Source organism: Beggiatoa alba B18LD, from assembly GCF_000245015.1.
Lineage (GTDB): Bacteria > Pseudomonadota > Gammaproteobacteria > Beggiatoales > Beggiatoaceae > Beggiatoa > Beggiatoa alba.
The window spans coordinates 1,488,683-1,505,543 of sequence record NZ_JH600070.1; the positions used below are offsets into that span (position 1 = coordinate 1,488,683).

At 40.4% G+C, this 16,861-nt stretch carries 14 protein-coding genes; 12 read left to right on the top strand and 2 right to left on the bottom strand.

Translation table 11 applies throughout. From position 1 onward, the window contains the following. The first annotated feature begins 132 nt into the window (after positions 1-132). The 4 genes from BEGALDRAFT_RS06005 to BEGALDRAFT_RS06020 all read left to right on the top strand — a co-directional run bounded on the left by BEGALDRAFT_RS06005 (position 133) and on the right by BEGALDRAFT_RS06020 (position 5,779). On the top strand, positions 133-2,997 hold the full coding sequence (locus BEGALDRAFT_RS06005) for an NACHT and WD repeat domain-containing protein (RefSeq protein WP_002684762.1): 2,865 nt from the start codon (positions 133-135) through the stop codon (positions 2,995-2,997). 247 nt (positions 2,998-3,244) lie between these two features. Then, positions 3,245-4,411, top strand: coding sequence for an ADP-forming succinate--CoA ligase subunit beta (sucC, locus tag BEGALDRAFT_RS06010; RefSeq protein ID WP_002684763.1), 1,167 nt, complete (start codon positions 3,245-3,247; stop codon positions 4,409-4,411). 5 nt (positions 4,412-4,416) lie between these two features. Next, entirely contained in the window at positions 4,417-5,292 is an 876-nt protein-coding gene (gene sucD / locus BEGALDRAFT_RS06015; protein WP_002684764.1) for a succinate--CoA ligase subunit alpha, read from the top strand. A 148-nt stretch (positions 5,293-5,440) separates the two neighbouring features. Beyond that, complete coding sequence (locus BEGALDRAFT_RS06020; protein ID WP_002684765.1) at positions 5,441-5,779, top strand: P-II family nitrogen regulator; 339 nt, start codon at positions 5,441-5,443, stop codon at positions 5,777-5,779. A gap of 138 nt (positions 5,780-5,917) precedes the next feature. Here BEGALDRAFT_RS06020 and BEGALDRAFT_RS17990 read toward each other — a convergent pair whose 3' ends face one another. Next, positions 5,918-6,700: an HNH endonuclease gene (locus BEGALDRAFT_RS17990; RefSeq protein ID WP_002684767.1), complete on the bottom strand. Its 783-nt coding sequence runs from the start codon at positions 6,698-6,700 to the stop codon at positions 5,918-5,920. 170 nt (positions 6,701-6,870) lie between these two features. On the opposite strand from BEGALDRAFT_RS17990, the gene BEGALDRAFT_RS06030 reads away from it, so the two are divergent. From BEGALDRAFT_RS06030 to hisC, 4 genes are all read left to right on the top strand, one after another. Beyond that, positions 6,871-7,239 (top strand): RpnC/YadD family protein, encoded by a 369-nt coding sequence (locus BEGALDRAFT_RS06030; protein WP_002684769.1) that lies wholly within the window; start codon positions 6,871-6,873, stop codon positions 7,237-7,239. Positions 7,240-7,280: 41 nt separating this feature from the next. Continuing rightward, on the top strand, positions 7,281-7,607 hold the full coding sequence (locus BEGALDRAFT_RS06035) for a FliH/SctL family protein (RefSeq protein WP_232281971.1): 327 nt from the start codon (positions 7,281-7,283) through the stop codon (positions 7,605-7,607). Positions 7,608-7,639: 32 nt separating this feature from the next. Continuing rightward, the gene (locus BEGALDRAFT_RS06040; protein ID WP_002684771.1) at positions 7,640-8,662 is read left to right on the top strand and encodes an Rpn family recombination-promoting nuclease/putative transposase; all 1,023 of its coding nucleotides are present in this window, start codon (positions 7,640-7,642) and stop codon (positions 8,660-8,662) included. Positions 8,663-8,760: 98 nt separating this feature from the next. After that, positions 8,761-9,840 carry a histidinol-phosphate transaminase gene (gene hisC / locus BEGALDRAFT_RS06045; protein WP_002684772.1) on the top strand — a complete coding sequence of 360 codons (1,080 nt, stop codon included), beginning with the start codon at positions 8,761-8,763 and terminating at the stop codon, positions 9,838-9,840. A gap of 62 nt (positions 9,841-9,902) precedes the next feature. Here hisC and moeA read toward each other — a convergent pair whose 3' ends face one another. Beyond that, the gene (gene moeA, locus BEGALDRAFT_RS06050; RefSeq protein WP_002684773.1) at positions 9,903-11,186 is read right to left on the bottom strand and encodes a molybdopterin molybdotransferase MoeA; all 1,284 of its coding nucleotides are present in this window, start codon (positions 11,184-11,186) and stop codon (positions 9,903-9,905) included. Positions 11,187-11,413: 227 nt separating this feature from the next. Between moeA and BEGALDRAFT_RS06055 the strand changes: the two genes are divergently transcribed. The 4 genes from BEGALDRAFT_RS06055 (at position 11,414) to aguB (ending at position 16,838) form a co-directional block, all read left to right on the top strand. Continuing rightward, positions 11,414-13,609 carry a methyl-accepting chemotaxis protein gene (locus BEGALDRAFT_RS06055; protein WP_198284611.1) on the top strand — a complete coding sequence of 732 codons (2,196 nt, stop codon included), beginning with the start codon at positions 11,414-11,416 and terminating at the stop codon, positions 13,607-13,609. 203 nt (positions 13,610-13,812) lie between these two features. Further along, entirely contained in the window at positions 13,813-15,327 is a 1,515-nt protein-coding gene (gene ilvA, locus BEGALDRAFT_RS06060) for a threonine ammonia-lyase, biosynthetic (RefSeq protein ID WP_002684776.1), read from the top strand. Between the two features lie 7 nt (positions 15,328-15,334). After that, positions 15,335-15,847 carry a DUF2919 family protein gene (locus BEGALDRAFT_RS06065; RefSeq protein ID WP_002684777.1) on the top strand — a complete coding sequence of 171 codons (513 nt, stop codon included), beginning with the start codon at positions 15,335-15,337 and terminating at the stop codon, positions 15,845-15,847. Positions 15,848-15,965: 118 nt separating this feature from the next. Then, entirely contained in the window at positions 15,966-16,838 is an 873-nt protein-coding gene (gene aguB, locus BEGALDRAFT_RS06070; protein WP_002684783.1) for an N-carbamoylputrescine amidase, read from the top strand. Positions 16,839-16,861: the final 23 nt, after the last annotated feature.

The following is a 16,861-nucleotide window of genomic DNA, read 5'->3' on the forward strand; positions in this document are numbered from 1 at the left end:
CAGAATTTAAAACCCTTAAACCAAGAAATTAATACGAATCACGCTTTTTAATTCTGCTAATTCTGAAAATTCTGATTCAGACAATAATCTCGCCGTACTCAGATTAACTTTATCACTGAGTGAGTTACCGTAATGATTGACCCAAATCAACAACGGATTGCGCATTTACAAGAAACTTTAACGGATGTTTATGAATCATTACATGCGATAGAACAAACGCTTATCTCAGAAAATGACCCGTTAAATAAATTACGTTATCAAGGATATGTCGCTGAGAAAAAACAACAAAAATTAGCCTTTGAAAATGAATTGCGCGATTTAGGCATTGACCCTTCTGCGTTTTTAAAACCGTTTACACCTAAAAATCCTTATCGGGGTTTGGCATTTTTTCGTTTACAAGACCACGCCAATTTTTTCGGACGGGAACAAATCACCGAAGATTTAAAAGCACGGGTGGAAAAATACCGTTTTATTGTTCTGATTGGCGCAAGTGGGAGCGGAAAATCATCGGTATTGCAGGCAGGGTTACAGAGCGTATTAGAGGATTCATGGTTAGTTTTAAATACCCGCCCAAGCATTGACCCATTTAAAGAATTAAGCCATAGCATTATCCCCTTGCGTTATTCAGGCGCAGAACAAGATGAAGCCTTATCGGTATTGCCTGAAAAATTAAGCAAGGGCGTTATTTCATTAGCGGATGTGTTAGAGATGACACGACGCAAACAAGATAAAGCACAGTTATTGTTAATTATTGACCAATTTGAAGAGTTATATACCCAGAATACAGAGAGCGTTCAAACCGCATTTATTCAGTGTTTACAAACCTTATTACAAGCAACAGCGCAATCATTACCGATTAAATTATTACTTGCTTACCGTGCTGATTTTACAGGGTTTGTGATTGGTAGTTTTGGTGATTTATTAAATAAAGAAGGCGCGTTATTTTTAGACCGCATGAGTGAAACCGAGTTATACGATGCGATTGAACGACCTGCGTTAAATTCAGGGGTGCAGTTAGAAGCAGGATTATTAAAGCGGATTGTTGCTGATGTGGGAGAAGAATCAGGGCGTTTGCCGTTATTGCAATTTGCATTGTCTGAATTGTGGGAAAAACAAGCAAATCGTTATTTAACTCATCAGGCTTATACCGACATCGGCGGTATTGAACAAGCTTTAGCAAAACATGCGGATGTTGTATTAAATCAGTATAAAAATCAAGAAAATGAAATCCGCCGAATTTTTATGCAGTTGATACGGTTTGGGGAAGGCACTGCGGACACGCGCCAAGTGGTGACTCAAACACGGGTAACTGATTGGCAGTTAGTCAGTGAATTAGCAAATCATCGTTTAGTGATTACGCAACAAGACGAAAAAGATGCCACGTGTACGGTGGAATTAATTCATGAGGCATTAATTAAGCACTGGCAACCTTTGCGCGCATGGATTGATGCCGACCGTAAATTTAGAGTGTGGCAAGAAGGGTTACGCCGTGATATGCAAGATAATGCGTTATTACGCGATACTCGTCTCGCCGTTGCACAAGAATGGTTAAACGAGCGGAACACGGAACTATTAGCGGAAGAAAAAGCCTTTATTCAAGCGAGTATTGCCGAGAAACAGCGCGAGGAAGCCCGCCAATTACGACAAAAACAGGCTTGGACAGTTGCTATTTTAATATTTTTAGCGGTTGCTCTAGGATTAAGTGCGTTAGCTATGTGGAAATGGCAAGAGTCTGAACAAAGCTTAGTGCAAATCCAGCAAAAAGAATTGGAAATTAATCAAAAGAAGATTGAAGTTCAAGAAAAATTCACCCAGTCCAAAATGAATCAATCCCGCATGTTAGCAGGCTTCGCCGAAATAGAATTAAATAAAGAGCATCCAATAACTGCGATGCGTTTGGCGTTAGAAGCTTTGCCCAATGCATCAGAAACTTATCCAGAACGTCCAGCTGTTGCAGAAGCGCATGATTTTTTGGTACGAGCCATGAATCGACAACATCAAGGGGTGTTTGAACATAATGATGTTGTTACAACAGCTATTTTTAATCCAGATGGCAAGACTTTTTTAACCATTGTGGACAAAAAAGGCTACATTTGGAATGTAGAAACTCGCCAATTGATAATGGTACTCTCGGGGCATACAGATGGTGTACGGTCAGCGACGTACAGCCCCGATGGCAAGCGCGTCGTCACGGCTTCCGATGATAAAACAGCGGTGGTGTGGGATGCCGAATCGGGCACACGCATTGCCACATTCAAGCATACCGATTCAGTACGGTCAGCGACGTACAGCCCCGATGGCAAGCGCGTCGTCACGGCTTCCGATGATAAAACAGCGGTGGTGTGGGATGCCGAATCGGGCATGCATATTGCCACACTTGAGCATACAGATCCTGTATGGTCAGCGATGTACAGCCCTAATAGCAAGCATGTCGTTACGGCTTCCCATGATAGTACAGCGGTGGTGTGGGATGCCGAATCGGGCACGCGCATTGCCACACTTGAGCATGGAAATTTTGTAATGTCAGCGATGTACAGCCCCAATGGCAAGTATGTCGTTACAGCTTCTGTGGATAACACAGCGGTGGTGTGGGATGCCAAATCGGGCACACGCATTGCCACACTCAAGCATACAAAAGAAGTATTATGGTCAGCGACATTTAGCTCCGATGGCAAGCGCGTCGTCACGACATCACTGGATAAAACAGCGGTGGTGTGGGATGCCGAATCGGGCACGCGCATTGCCACACTTCAGCATACCTATGGAGTAACCTCAGCGACGTACAGCCCCGATAATAGTCATATTGTAACAGCATCAGGTAATGGCTCTGCCCGCCTCTGGCTAGTCCCCCCCGATGCCATCGCCTACGCAAAAACCATGCTTCCCCCACGTTATTCAGAAGACCCCCGCGATGCAGGTATAGAAAATTTCCGCCTTACCTGCGCAGAGCGTGAACGCTTTTTCTTAGACGAAATCCCCCGTTGTCGTCGGCAATAAACCTTAAATATCCTCGATTAACATGCTAACCATCTATCCAAGTTAGCATTTAATCGACTTTGCCCCTTGTACATCTTACAAACTCAAAATAAAATCCCTACTCCGCTGTGTCTTTTGATAAAATAAAAGGCTTAATGGATTCTATAAAAAAAGTTAATCCATAAAAAACCCACCCTGTCCGTCATTGGCAGGGTACTCATGCTCATCTGTACTCTTACAAGAACGATAGAGATTTAAGGATAACTCAATGAATATACACGAGTATCAATCAAAAAAACTGTTCGCCGATTATGGCGTACCAGTGCCTAATGGGTATCCCGCTTTTAGTCCCGAAGAAGCCACACAACGCGCTCAAGCCTTAGGCGGTTCTAGTTGGATGGTTAAAGCCCAAGTTCATGCTGGCGGACGGGGTAAAGCGGGCGGTGTTAAAAAAGCCAATAGCTTAGAAGAAGTTGCAGAAATTACAAAAAGCTTAATCGGCAAGCGTTTAGTCACCCATCAAACAGGGGCAGATGGTCAACCCGTCACTTGCGTATTAGTCGAAAGCCCAAGCGCGATTAATAGCGAGTTATATTTAAGTTTATTAGTTGACCGCGCCAGCAAACGCATTGCAGTGATTGCTTCCGCTGCGGGTGGGATGGATATTGAAGAAGTTGCCGCCCATACCCCTGAAAAAATTGCCAGATTATTGATTGACCCTACTGTCGGGATTCAAGCTTATCAATGTAACGAAATTGCTTTTGCGTTAGGTTTAGATGCAACCCAACGTAAACAATTACTTTACATCCTCCCAAGCTTATATCGTTTGTTCAAAGATAAAGACTTAAGCCTTTTAGAAATCAATCCTTTAATCACGACCGATAAAGGCGATTTATTAGCCTTAGACGGTAAGATTAATCTGGATGATAACGCGTTATACCGTCATACCGATTTAGCTGCGTTATATGATGCGTCTCAAGAAGATGAGAAAGAACACCGTGCTCGCCAATTCGATTTAAACTATGTGGCATTAGATGGCGACATCGCTTGTATGGTGAATGGTGCAGGCTTAGCCATGGCAACCATGGACGTGATTAAATTACATGGTGGCAATCCCGCGAACTTCTTAGACGTGGGTGGCGGTACAAATACAGCAAAAGTAACTGAAGCTTTTAAAATCATTCTGTCTGATAGCAAAGTTAAAGCCATTCTGGTCAATATCTTCGGCGGTATCGTCCGTTGCGATATGATTGCAGAAGGCGTTATCCACGCGATGAAAGAAACAGGGACAAAATTACCTGTTATCGTCCGTTTAGAAGGGACAAACGTCGAAGCGGGTAAATCTTTATTAAGAGAAAGCGGTTTATCCGTCACTGCCGCTGACGATTTAACCGATGCCGCGAAAAAAGCAGTTAGCTTGGTTAAAGGAGCGTAAGCAGAATGAGTATTTTAGTTGATGCCAATACAAGAGTGATTTGCCAAGGCTTTACAGGCAAACAAGGGACATTCCACTCTGAACAAGCCCTTGCTTACGGTACTAAATTAGTCGGTGGTGTAACCCCTGGTCGTGGTGGTGATAAACATCTGGGCTTGCCCGTGTTTGATACCGTCAGCTCCGCAGTAAAAGGCACAGGCGCAGACGCAAGCATGATTTATGTCCCTGCTGCTTTCGCCGCTGATGCGATTTTAGAAGCTGCTGACGCAGGGATTAAAGTCATTGCTTGTATCACTGAAGGCATTCCCGTCCTCGACATGTTAAAAGTGAAAGCCACTTTAGTCGCAAACTATCCTGACGTGCGCTTAATTGGCCCTAACTGCCCTGGTTTAATTACCCCTGGTGCGTGCAAAATCGGTATTATGCCTGGTTATATCCACAAACCTGGTCGGATTGGGATTGTCTCCCGTTCTGGTACATTAACCTATGAATCAGTCAACCAAACCACATTAAACGGGTTAGGACAAAGCACTTGCGTCGGTATCGGTGGAGACCCCATCAACGGTATGAGCTTTATCGATTGTTTAGCGTTATTCGAAAAAGACCCACAAACCGAAGGCATTATTATGGTCGGTGAAATCGGTGGGACTGCTGAAGAAGAAGCCGCAGAATTCATTAAAAATAACGTTACTAAACCTGTTGTTTCCTATATCGCAGGTGTCACTGCTCCCCCCGGAAAACGGATGGGTCATGCAGGCGCAATTATTGCGGGTGGTAAAGGTACAGCACAAGCTAAGTTTGCTGCATTAGAAGCTGCAGGCGCGAGCGTGGTACGTTCTCCGACAGAATTAGGCGCGAAAATGTTAGAGCGTCTGAAATAACAGCCTTTTTTATTGACTGTTAGCTGTCTTTAAAAAGATAGTATTGAGCCTTTCTGTTGTTTATCATGAGTTGTGATAAACTGCATAAAGGCTCAATTTTTAATTGCTAGCCGTTCATCTTTTCCGAACTTTATAAGGGAGTTATCTCGTGAAGAAGATTGAAGCCATTATTAAACCGTTTCGCTTGGATGATGTGCGCGAAGCACTGTCCAATATTGGCGTAACAGGGATGACCGTGACTGAAGTCAAAGGCTTTGGACGGCAAAAAGGACACACAGAATTATATCGCGGTGCGGAATATGTAGTGGACTTTTTACCTAAAGTAAAATTAGAACTGATAGTTGCAAGTGAACAAGTAGAACCCTGCATCGATGCGATTATTCAAGCTGCACGAACAGGTAAAATCGGGGATGGTAAAATATTTGTTACGCCAGTCGATAAAATTATTCGGATTCGGACAGGCGAACAAGATAACGACGCAATTTAAGCCTTTTTATTCATTATAAAAAAGTATAAAACGTAGGATAAGCTTGCTAAAGTTTATCCTGCGTTTTTCTTTTTAAACGCACAACTCCCACGATAACCATGCAAAAAATTCATGACCGAGGCTATAAACGGTTATTTTCTAATAAAACCTTTTTTCGCCAATTGCTTCAATCATTTGTTTTAATGTCTCTTTATCTGTAGCATAATGTAATTTTCTATGACATGTTGGACAAACAGCAACGGTATTTTCTAAACTGTCTGTTCCTCCTTCGGCTAGCGGGACTAAATGATGAACCTCAATATATTTTTTACCACTAGGCATATCAAAACCCTCATAATCACAATTAGGCATTTGACATTTATACCCTGCCTTTCTTTTTACATAAACATTTATTTTATTATTCCTTCTAAAAGTGGTTATAGTAGTAGTGATTTGTTGAGTTGGTTCATCTGTAGTAGTGATTTGTCGAGTAGTTGGTATCCCCTCCTCTAAAAAACCAATATTTATTTGCTCATAAATAGCTTCTCGAATTGCATTATCATCCATATTTAGTCCAGCCAATTTAGACAAGTTAAATATAAAGATATCATAACCATCGGTTGCAAATATGATTTTACCATTTTGAGTTAAATATGGTATGATTTCCCTTCCCATTCGTATTTCGGGCGGTCTGCCAGAGCCTGTTCGCTGACTTCCATAAAAAGAAGCCTTCAATTCTTGATCTGAAACTAACACTCTAACACTAATTATCTCCTTGGCATTTCCATTTGCTGATGGTTGTATTCTTAGATGCTCAAAAACCTTTAGTTGTTCCTTGTTAACAATATAAGCTTGTTTGTTAATATCTGTACATGAGATATCTTTTGTACCTACTACTTTAAAAGTGTCTTCAATAAACTCAATTAGCTCTGCTTCCGTCATTTCTATTTCCAGTATATTCTATTACTTCAATAATCTTTAACAGTAATTATTAAAAAATCATAGTTTTATTAATAAAACCCCACACTATTGACAATATTAATGTATTTTGGAGAAAAATTGAAATGCATTCATACTTTTTATTATATAACTAATTGTAAATATGTAAAAACTTGCAACTGATAGTAGAGTATGGTCGTCGGACAGTCACAGATTACGAAAGTTTAGAGCGCGTTTATCAAGATAAGTATGAGGTCAAAGAAATGTTAGACAGAGCAATGGAACGGATGCGAGAACAGTTTAAGGCTGAAGGAAGATTAGAAGGTAAGCGCGAGGGGAGATTAGAGGGCTTAGAAGAAGGTGTATTTAAAGGAAAAGCAGAAGCCTTAATTATGCTGTTAGAAAATCGGTTCGCACCTTTGACGATAGAAGAGAAAGAACGTTTATTTCAGCTTACTCATGAAAAACTCGTGGATTTATTGATAAAACTCTACACAATTGACAATATTGATGTATTTTGGCGAGAAATTGAAACACATTGAGATTTTTCTCTATGACTTACTGTCAATATGAGGTCAAAGAAATGTTAGACAGAGCAATGGAACGGATGCGAGAACAGTTTAAGGCTGAAGGAAGATTAGAAGGTAAGCGTGAGGGGAGATTAGAAGGTAAGCGCGAGGGGAGATTGGAAGGTAAGCGCGAGGGGAGATTAGAGGGCTTAGAAGAAGGTGTATTTAAAGGAAAAGCAGAAGCCTTAATTATGCTGTTAGAAAATCGGTTCGCACCTTTAACAGTGGAAGAGAAAGAACGTTTATTTCAGCTTACTCATGAAAAACTCGTGGATTTATTGATAAAACTCTACACAATTGACAACATTGATGTATTTTGGCGAGAAATTGAAACACATTGAGATTTTAGTGTTAAGTTACCATAAATATAACTATGAAAACCATCCATGATAGAGGATATAAACGACTCTTTTCCAATAAAACCTTTTTTCGCCAATTACTACAATCATTTGTCCCAGAACCTTGGGTGCAAGAAATTGATTTTGAAAGTAGTGAGCGTTTAGATAAATCGTTTGTTTCACAACATTACAAAGAAACGGAAAGCGATTTAATTTATAGGGTGAAATTTAAAGGTGAAGAGGCATATGTTTATATTCTGCTAGAATTTCAATCGCGTGTCGTTTGGTTTATGGCATTGCGTGTTTTACACTATATCTGTAGTTTCTGGCTAGACTATGCAGAAAGTCACCCAAAAATCAAAAAGCTCCCGCCTATTTTTCCAATTGTGTTGTACAACGGCGAAAAGAGATGGACAGCCCATACCAATCTACGTGATATTTTAGAAAAACCTGAGTTATTAGATAAATATACCCCTGACTTTCGTTTTTTCAAAATAGCCGAAAATGAATACCCTCAAGAACGACTCTTGCAAATTAAAAATGTGGTTTCTACTTTATTCCTTGCAGAAACTTATCCTAACGATATAGAACTGCTAAAAACAAAAATACTAGACTTATTCGATGATGAGGCAGAGAAAGAAGCAACGTCTTTATTACTGAACTGGTTTTTACAACTTGTAGAACATGGTCGCCGTCCAGTAGAAGACTACACAAATCTAGAGCAAGTGTATCAAGATAAATATGAGGTGAAAGAGATGTTAGACAGAGCCATGGAACAAATGCGCGAAAAATTCAAAGCAGAAGGCAGACTTGAGGGAATTTTAGAGGGCAGACGTGAGGGCAAACGAGAAGGCAGACGTGAAGGACTAGAGGAAGGTGTTTTTAAAGGAAAAGCTGAAGCCTTAATTACCTTATTAGAAACCCGTTTCGCACCTTTGACAATAGAAGAGAAAGAACGTTTATTTCAACTTTCTCATGAGAAACTTATAGAATTGTTGATAAAGTTCTATCAAATTGACAATGTCGCGGCTTTTTGGCGTGAGATTGAAACGCATTAATTCAAGATATTAAGTAAATATTAAAAAATGTTATGAAGTCACACGTGATAATAGCGGTGTGATTTTTATTTTTATCCTTGTGAATGACTGAATGAATAATGACTAATCTGATTACTGAATGGGTACGCCCAGAAATTCGCCAATTGAATGCTTATCATGTTCCGCCTGCGCATAAGATGATAAAACTTGATGCGATGGAAAACCCTTATCGTTGGGATGCAGATTTAATTGAACAGTGGTTAAATGTGTTACGTGAGGCGCAGTTAAATCGTTATCCTGACCCTACTGCGAATAGTGTTAAAGGGGGATTACGTCGTGTTATGCAAATCCCTGATGAATTGGATATTTTATTAGGCAATGGTTCTGATGAAATTATCCAATTACTTGCTTTAACCGTTGCTGAACAAAATCGCGTTGTGCTTGCGCCTGAACCCAGTTTTGTGATGTATCGGATGATTGCAACGTTTACGAATATGCTATATGTGGGTGTACCACTACATTCAACGGATTTTTCTATCGATTTAGAAACATGGTTAGCCGCTATTGCGAAACATCAACCTGCTTTAACGTTTATCGCTTATCCTAATAATCCAACGGGTAACACTTTTTCTCAGCATGAGATTGAAAAAATTATTCAGGCAACAAAAGGCTTAGTGATTATCGACGAGGCTTACGAACCATTCTCCGAACACAGTTTATTATCATTGGTTAGTCGTTATCCAAATGTTTTATTAATGCGAACGCTCTCGAAATTAGGGCTTGCTGGTTTACGTTTAGGCATGTTAGTAGGGTCGCCAACGTGGTTAAATGAAATTGATAAGGTTCGTTTACCCTATAATATCAATGCATTAACTCAGCTTAGTACCGAGTTTGCCTTACAACATTATCAGGTGTTGAAAAAACAAACGGAGCAAATTAAGCTCGACCGCACTCAGTTATTAGCGGATTTACGTGCTATTAAAGCCGTTCACGCATGGGATAGTCAGGCAAACTTTATTTTGTTTCGTGTTCCAAATGCAAAAATGGTTTTTGAACATTTAAAACAGCAAGGAATTTTAATTAAATGTTTGGATGGTGGACATCCGTTATTAGCAAACTGCTTACGTGTCACGGTCGGCACTGCGGATGAAAATCAGGCATTTTTGACAGGGTTAAAACTTGCTTTAGCGAATGTATAACTATTTTTAATCTTAGACCTGTTAAGCTTCAAAAGCCTAGCGGGTCTATTTTTTAGATAAAACTAAATGGGGCTGATTAAATGACTCATGTTGATGTGGGGCAAAGGTTCTACTGTGACCTCATCACCTGCACGGACTTCAGTACATTCCATCGGTAGGATAATAAAACAGTTCGCTTGACTCATAGAGCTAAGAATACTAGAGCTTTGTTTCCCTGTAGAACGGACTTGTAAACGTCCTTCTGCGTTGTATTCTAAAATACCGCGTTGAAACTCTGTACGCCCTGCTAATTTTTTGAGCGGTGTTATACAGGGCACTCGCAACTGTAAGCGAAAAGGAGGCGACATCCCCATTAATTGCCACAATGCAGGTTGTAAAAACGCATAAAAACTAACCATCACAGAAACAGGATTACCAGGTAAGCCAAAAAATAGGGCTTGTTGAATGCGCCCAAAAGTGAGCGGTCGCCCTGGTTTCATGGCAACTTTCCAAAAATTCACCTCGCCAATACGGCGCAAGGTTTCTACGACGAAATCGGCTTCGCCAACAGATACCCCACCAGAGGTAATAATCACATCACTTTGTTGCGCTGCTTGTAAAAAAGCGCGTTCAACAACGTCAGGTTTATCACGAATAACACCTAAATCAATCACATCAACGCCAAGCTGAACTAGCATACTGTAAAGCGTATAACGGTTACTATCATAAATTTGCCCAATGCTTAAGGGTTCACCCAACGTATTCAATTCGTCCCCTGTTGAAAAAAACGCGACTCGCAAACGGCGCACGACTTGTACTTCAGGAATACCTAAAGATGCGAGCAAGCCAATGTCTGCCGCAGTTAATTGTCGCCCCCGATTTAAAATTCGTTGACCAATTTTTACATCTTCACCGACATGACTGATAAATTGCCCTGCCCGATTCTCCCCTGCATGAATACGGATAGTTTTACCTTCTACTTCAACATGTTCCTGCATAATGACCGTATCTGTTCCTTCAGGCAATACGCCCCCTGTAAAAATACGTACACATTGCCCTGTAAGAACCTCGTGTTCAAAAGGATGTCCCGCAAAAGAACTCCCTATAATTTGCAAACTGGCAATCCCTACAATGGGCAAATCTTCGCCACGCACAGCGTAGCCATCCATGGCAGAATTTGGGTAAGCAGGTACGTTTAAAGCAGAATAAATATCCGTTGCTAAGACGCGACCTAACGCGCTACGAATAGCAACTTGTTCATAACCTTGTATCGGTTTTAATGTATTTTGAATTCGTTCTAATGCAATATCTACGGTGATAGATTCTGTATCATAGTCATCTAAGCAAGTGGGTGGTTTTAAACTCATTATAAAAACTCTTTCGTTATATGTTGTTAGAAATGGGTGAAATCCTACACAATATGAAGTATAAAGCGCGTATTTACACCAGACAATGGAATAAATAATGCTTTAAATTTATCTTAAACTATGAAGTTTCAATATAATCATTGCATTAGGATTATTTTTGTAATATATTGAAGTTAATTAAGTTTTTTATAATAAACTGTTGCGAGATACAAAAAATGTTTAGAACAATGACAGTGAATACCCGACTATGGATAGGGTTTGGTATCATGATTATTTTTATGCTCCTTATAGGCGTATCAGCGATTATTCAAATACATGCTGTGTCAAATTTGACGAATATGCTCTATAAACACCCGCATACGGTAATACGGAGTATTTTAGAAGTTCATGGCGAAATATGGCGGATTCGCAATAACATGAAAGAACTGGCTTATCTAACTGATAATGAAGGTGAAAAAACACAGAAGATAGTGGCAGAAAACCGTGATATTGATAAAAAAGTTTTTTTATTATTCGATGTTTTAAAAGAGCGTTATTTAGGTAATCAACAAGACATTACTGACTTAAGAGCAGAATTTACAGAGTGGGTAGAAACTCGAGAAAACATCTACACCTTGCCATCCACTAAAAAAATGCAAGCAGTTCAAGCAGGTGAAGGAGCGAATAGTTTTGCTGTGATGTTATCTAACGTGCAAAAAGTCATTAATTTTGCAAGTAATCGTGCAAACAGCTTTTTAGACAATGCCAATAATGAAGCTTATAAATCTACCATTTGGGTATTTGCCATTGTCTGTAGCGTGATTTTTATCGGTCTTTGGGCTGCATTTAGTATTTCTCGTTCAATCACCGTACCATTGCGCCACGCCGTGCAAGCCATAGAGGCGATTACACAAGGGAAATTTGATAGCGTCATTCGTGTTTTTCAATTGGATGAAATCGGGAAATTATTACAATCTTTTTCTATCATGCAGACACAACTCCGCGAACGAATTCAGCGAGATAGGGAAATTATGGAAGAGGCTTTGCGGATTAAACAAGCCGTTGATAGCAGCATAACCAGTGTGATGATTATCGATAGCCAGTTTAAAATTATTTATCTGAATAAATCCGCACATGCTTTATTTAAACGCATAGAAAATAACTGTTATAAAGAGTTACCACATTTACAAACTGACCAGTTGTTAAACCAAAATATTGATGTGCTGTATAAAAACCCCACGCAACAGCGCGATATTTTACGGAACTTAAACAATAGTTTACGGACTAAATTTAATTTAGAGCATTTACATATTGATTACATGATTACGCCTGTTTTTAACGAACAAGGTGAAAAAATTGGTTATGTCCAAGAGTTTTTTGATCGCACGTTAGAAGTAGCAACAGAGCAAGAAATTAATGTTGTGATTCAAGCCGCTTCACAAGGGGACTTTAGTCAGCATATTAATTTAGATAATAAAACTGGATTTTTTAACACGTTTAGTGCGGGTGTTAATGTCATTATGGATTATAACCAGCAGGCAATTCAGGATTTAATGCGAATTTTTTCTGCATTGGCAAAAGGAGATTTAAGCCAAACGGTTGAAAATGAATATGTTGGTGCATTAGAGCAGTTAAAAAATGATGTCAATGCCACCATTAGCAAAATCACCGCAGTGATGCGTGTTATTCAAGAATCTGCCGAAACGGTCAATACGGCTTCCGAAGAAATCATGATTGGCAATACCAGCTTAAGCCAACGAACTGAAGAGCAAGCCGCTGCTTTAGAGGAAACCGCTGCTAGCATGGAAGAGATGACAAGCACGGTACAACAAAATGCAGATAATGCACATCAAGCAATGCAGTTAGCCGTTATCGCACAAGACCGCGCAGATACAGGTGGTAATATTGTGAATCAAGCGATTACAGCAATGGAACAAATCAGTAAAAGTAGCCATCAAGTCGCGGATATTATTGGAGTGATTGATGAAATTGCCTTTCAAACCAATTTATTAGCTTTAAATGCTGCAGTTGAAGCTGCTCGAGCAGGCGAGCAAGGACGCGGTTTTGCGGTTGTTGCGAGTGAAGTCCGTCAACTTGCACAACGTAGCGCGAATGCAGCAAAAGAAATTAAAGGCTTGATTCGGGACAGCTTGCAAAAAGTCAGCGATGGAACACGCCTGACAAATCAATCAGGACAAACTTTAGAACAGATTGTACTCTCTGTTAGAAAAGTGAATGATATTATTGCAGAAATTTCAGCCGCAACACAGGAACAATCAGCGGGCATTCATCAAGTGAATAAAGCCATCACACAAATGGATGAAATGACTCAACAGAATGCGGCATTAGTAGAAGAATCTGCCAGTGCGAGTGAATCAATGCGTTTACAAGCACAAAAATTAAAAGAGTATGTCAACTTTTTCTCGTTTGCAGAAGAGGCATAGTTTTATAACGCCTTTGCATCTATCCCCTTTTATCTCAGTAAAAAATGATAAAAGGGGATTTTTTCAGCGTTACTACCATTATTTTGCTAAAAAATACCGCATATCATCAAAACAGTGTTTTATTATAAAATCATCTTATATGTATAGTCGCATTGCCCATCCGCTTTCTCTACTGACCCGCCGTTAAGGATTTGTAGCCTTTCATGTTGACCCCGTATATTAAAAAAATTCTGCAATCGCGTGTGTATGACGTGGCAGAAAAAACCCGCCTTGATTACGCGAAAAATTTATCGAACCGTTTGCATAATCACATTTGGATTAAGCGTGAAGATATGCAACCCGTGTTTTCTTTTAAAATTCGGGGTGCTTATAACAAAATTGCAAATTTACCCGCCGATTTATTAGCAAAAGGCGTTATTGCCGTTTCAGCAGGCAATCATGCACAAGGGGTTGCTTTATCCGCAACGCGCTTAAAAATTCCAGCGGTTATCGTCATGCCAACCACTACGCCAGAGATTAAAGTGCGCTCAGTTCGCAATTATGGGGTTGAAGTCGTTTTACATGGCACTACTTTTGACGAAGCCTACCAACACACTCAGCAGTTAATGCAAGAACGTGCTTTAACCTTCATCCCGCCTTATGACGATTTAGACGTGATTGCAGGGCAAGGCACAATTGGCATGGAGATTTTACAGCAACATAGCGAACCTATCAGCGCGATTTTTGTCCCCATTGGGGGCGGTGGTCTGATTGCAGGAATTGCGGCTTATGTTAAGTATTGTCGCCCAGAAATTAAAATGATTGGTGTCGAGCCTGAAGAATCTGCATGTATGTATCAAGCCTTACGTGCAGGCGAGCGGGTGACGCTTGCCCAAGTGGGCTTATTTGCCGATGGCGTGGCAGTGAAACAAGCGGGACGATTACCGTTTGAATTAGCACGGCATTATGTGGACGATATTTTATTAGTCTCAACGGATGAAATTTGTGCGGCAATTAAAGATATTTTTGAAGATACACGCACGGTGACTGAACCCGCTGGCGCGTTGGCATTAGCAGGATTAAAACGCTATGTACAAGAAAATAATTGTAAAAGTCAGCATTTAGTCACCATTGCCAGCGGTGCAAATATGAATTTTGACCGTTTAGGCTATGTGACAGAACGCACAGAAATCGGGGAAAAACGGGAGGTTTTATTAGCCGTTACCATTCCTGAACGGCGCGGCAGTTTCCGCGAGTTTTGCCATACCATTGGTTTACGCGCCATTACTGAATTCAATTATCGCTATGCAGATGCCCATGATGCGCATGTTTTCGTAGGGCTACGCTTGACACAAGGGCAATCAGAAAAACAGCAATTGCTCGCACAATTAGCCCAACAAGGCTATGCCGTAGTCGATATGACGGATAATGAAATGGCAAAATTACATATTCGTCACTTAGTCGGTGGACATGGGCAAGGTGTTACAGATGAACGTTTATATCGCTTTGAATTTCCAGAAAGACCAGGCGCATTATTACACTTTTTAACCACCATGGGACACCGCTGGAATATCAGCTTATTTCACTATCGCAATCATGGGGCGGCAGAAGGTCGGGTATTAGTTGGCATTCAGGTTGCTGAGGCGGAATTAACCGAGTTTAACGCATTTTTACAAAAACTCGCTTATCCTTCTTGGGCTGAAGTTAATAACCCCGCATACCATTTATTCTTACAATAGGTTAGCTATGACAATTCAGTATTCTTTGCATGATTATAATGAACACCAAGTTTTAAAAGTTCCGTTCAATTTAGTCGTTACGACGGTTTACGCGCTTAAATATGTACTGATTTTATTCATTTTACCGATTTTATTTAACTTTCTGCCCGCAATGAGTGATGCAGGCAAGTTGGTTATTCCTTACATTACTAAATTTGCACATAAACCTGAAAATTTAACGTTTCTGACTCCTTCCATTCTCGCGTTACTGGTCTTTATTCCCATGTTCAAACGCGCACCGAGTACGCCTGAAAACTCATGGATGCGAAAAATTTGGACAAAAGGACGGACTTTATTAATCAGCAGCTTTAGTATTGATATATTCCTGATTCTTGCTTTTTTACTGTTGGGGCTTAGACAATTTGACGGCGTTATTTTAGGCGTTTTATATATTGATATCATGCTCCTCATTTATGTCATTCGCTCTAAACGGTTACGTGATGTTTTTCAAGAGTTTCCAGCGTATGAACGTCCTAAATAACGTCACTGTTCCGTCATGATTTCGTTATACCCTGTCGTATCTATATCTAACAAGTAATAATGAGGCTTTACAGCCTTATTCATGATTCATGGCTTTACTTTTTTACTAAAGGATAATTATGAGAAATGTCACTGTTGCCGCGACCCAAATGGCATGTACTTGGGATTTAGACAGCAATGTTGCCCGCGCAGAAACATTAATTCGTCAAGCGGCTGCACAAGGGGCTAATATTGTCCTCATTCAAGAACTGTTTGAAGCCCCCTATTTTTGCAAAGACCAAGACCCCAAACATTTTAAATTAGCGCAACCATTTCAAGATAATCCGTTATTAGCACGGATAAGCCAGCTAGCGAAAGAATTAAATGTCGTCCTGCCTATCAGCTTTTTTGAGCGAGCCAATCGAGCTTATTTTAACTCCCTCGCCGTGATTGATGCGGATGGAACGATTATGGGTTTATACCGTAAATCGCACATTCCTGATGGACATGGTTATCAAGAAAAATACTATTTCTCACCGGGTGATACAGGTTTTAAAGTCTGGCAAACCCGTTTTGGCACGATTGGGATTGGTATTTGCTGGGATCAATGGTTTCCTGAAACCGCGCGAGTCATGGCATTAATGGGCGCGGAATTACTCTTTTATCCAACCGCGATTGGTTCAGAACCACAAGACGCAAGCATTGATTCTGCGGGACATTGGCAACGCACCATGCAAGGTCATGCCGCTGCGAATTGCATCCCCGTGATTGCCTCTAACCGTATCGGCAAAGAAGAGGGCGACACCTGTGCGATAACATTCTATGGTTCTTCCTTCATTGCGGGGGCTGATGGCGGTATGATTACCACGGCAAATCGAACCGATGAAACGATTTTAACGACAACGTTTGATTTAGATAAATTAAATGAGATTCGCACCGCATGGGGTTTATTCCGTGACCGTCGTCCTAATCTCTATGGCGCAATTGCAACGTTAGACGGGTTAAGTCAATAAGATACTTACTTTTAAATTGCTAA

Excerpts from the sequence above, each read along its gene's own strand:
- BEGALDRAFT_RS06005 (WP_002684762.1), top strand. The coding sequence starts at position 133 with ATGATTGACCCAAATCAACAACGGATTGCGCATTTACAAGAAACTTTA.
- sucC (WP_002684763.1), top strand. The coding sequence starts at position 3,245 with ATGAATATACACGAGTATCAATCAAAAAAACTGTTCGCCGATTATGGC.
- ilvA (WP_002684776.1), top strand. The coding sequence starts at position 13,813 with ATGTTGACCCCGTATATTAAAAAAATTCTGCAATCGCGTGTGTATGAC.
- sucD (WP_002684764.1), top strand. The coding sequence starts at position 4,417 with ATGAGTATTTTAGTTGATGCCAATACAAGAGTGATTTGCCAAGGCTTT.
- BEGALDRAFT_RS17990 (WP_002684767.1), bottom strand. The coding sequence starts at position 6,700 with ATGACGGAAGCAGAGCTAATTGAGTTTATTGAAGACACTTTTAAAGTA.
- aguB (WP_002684783.1), top strand. The coding sequence starts at position 15,966 with ATGAGAAATGTCACTGTTGCCGCGACCCAAATGGCATGTACTTGGGAT.
- hisC (WP_002684772.1), top strand. The coding sequence starts at position 8,761 with ATGACTAATCTGATTACTGAATGGGTACGCCCAGAAATTCGCCAATTG.
- BEGALDRAFT_RS06065 (WP_002684777.1), top strand. The coding sequence starts at position 15,335 with ATGACAATTCAGTATTCTTTGCATGATTATAATGAACACCAAGTTTTA.
- BEGALDRAFT_RS06040 (WP_002684771.1), top strand. The coding sequence starts at position 7,640 with ATGAAAACCATCCATGATAGAGGATATAAACGACTCTTTTCCAATAAA.
- BEGALDRAFT_RS06055 (WP_198284611.1), top strand. The coding sequence starts at position 11,414 with ATGACAGTGAATACCCGACTATGGATAGGGTTTGGTATCATGATTATT.
- moeA (WP_002684773.1), bottom strand. The coding sequence starts at position 11,186 with ATGAGTTTAAAACCACCCACTTGCTTAGATGACTATGATACAGAATCT.
- BEGALDRAFT_RS06035 (WP_232281971.1), top strand. The coding sequence starts at position 7,281 with ATGTTAGACAGAGCAATGGAACGGATGCGAGAACAGTTTAAGGCTGAA.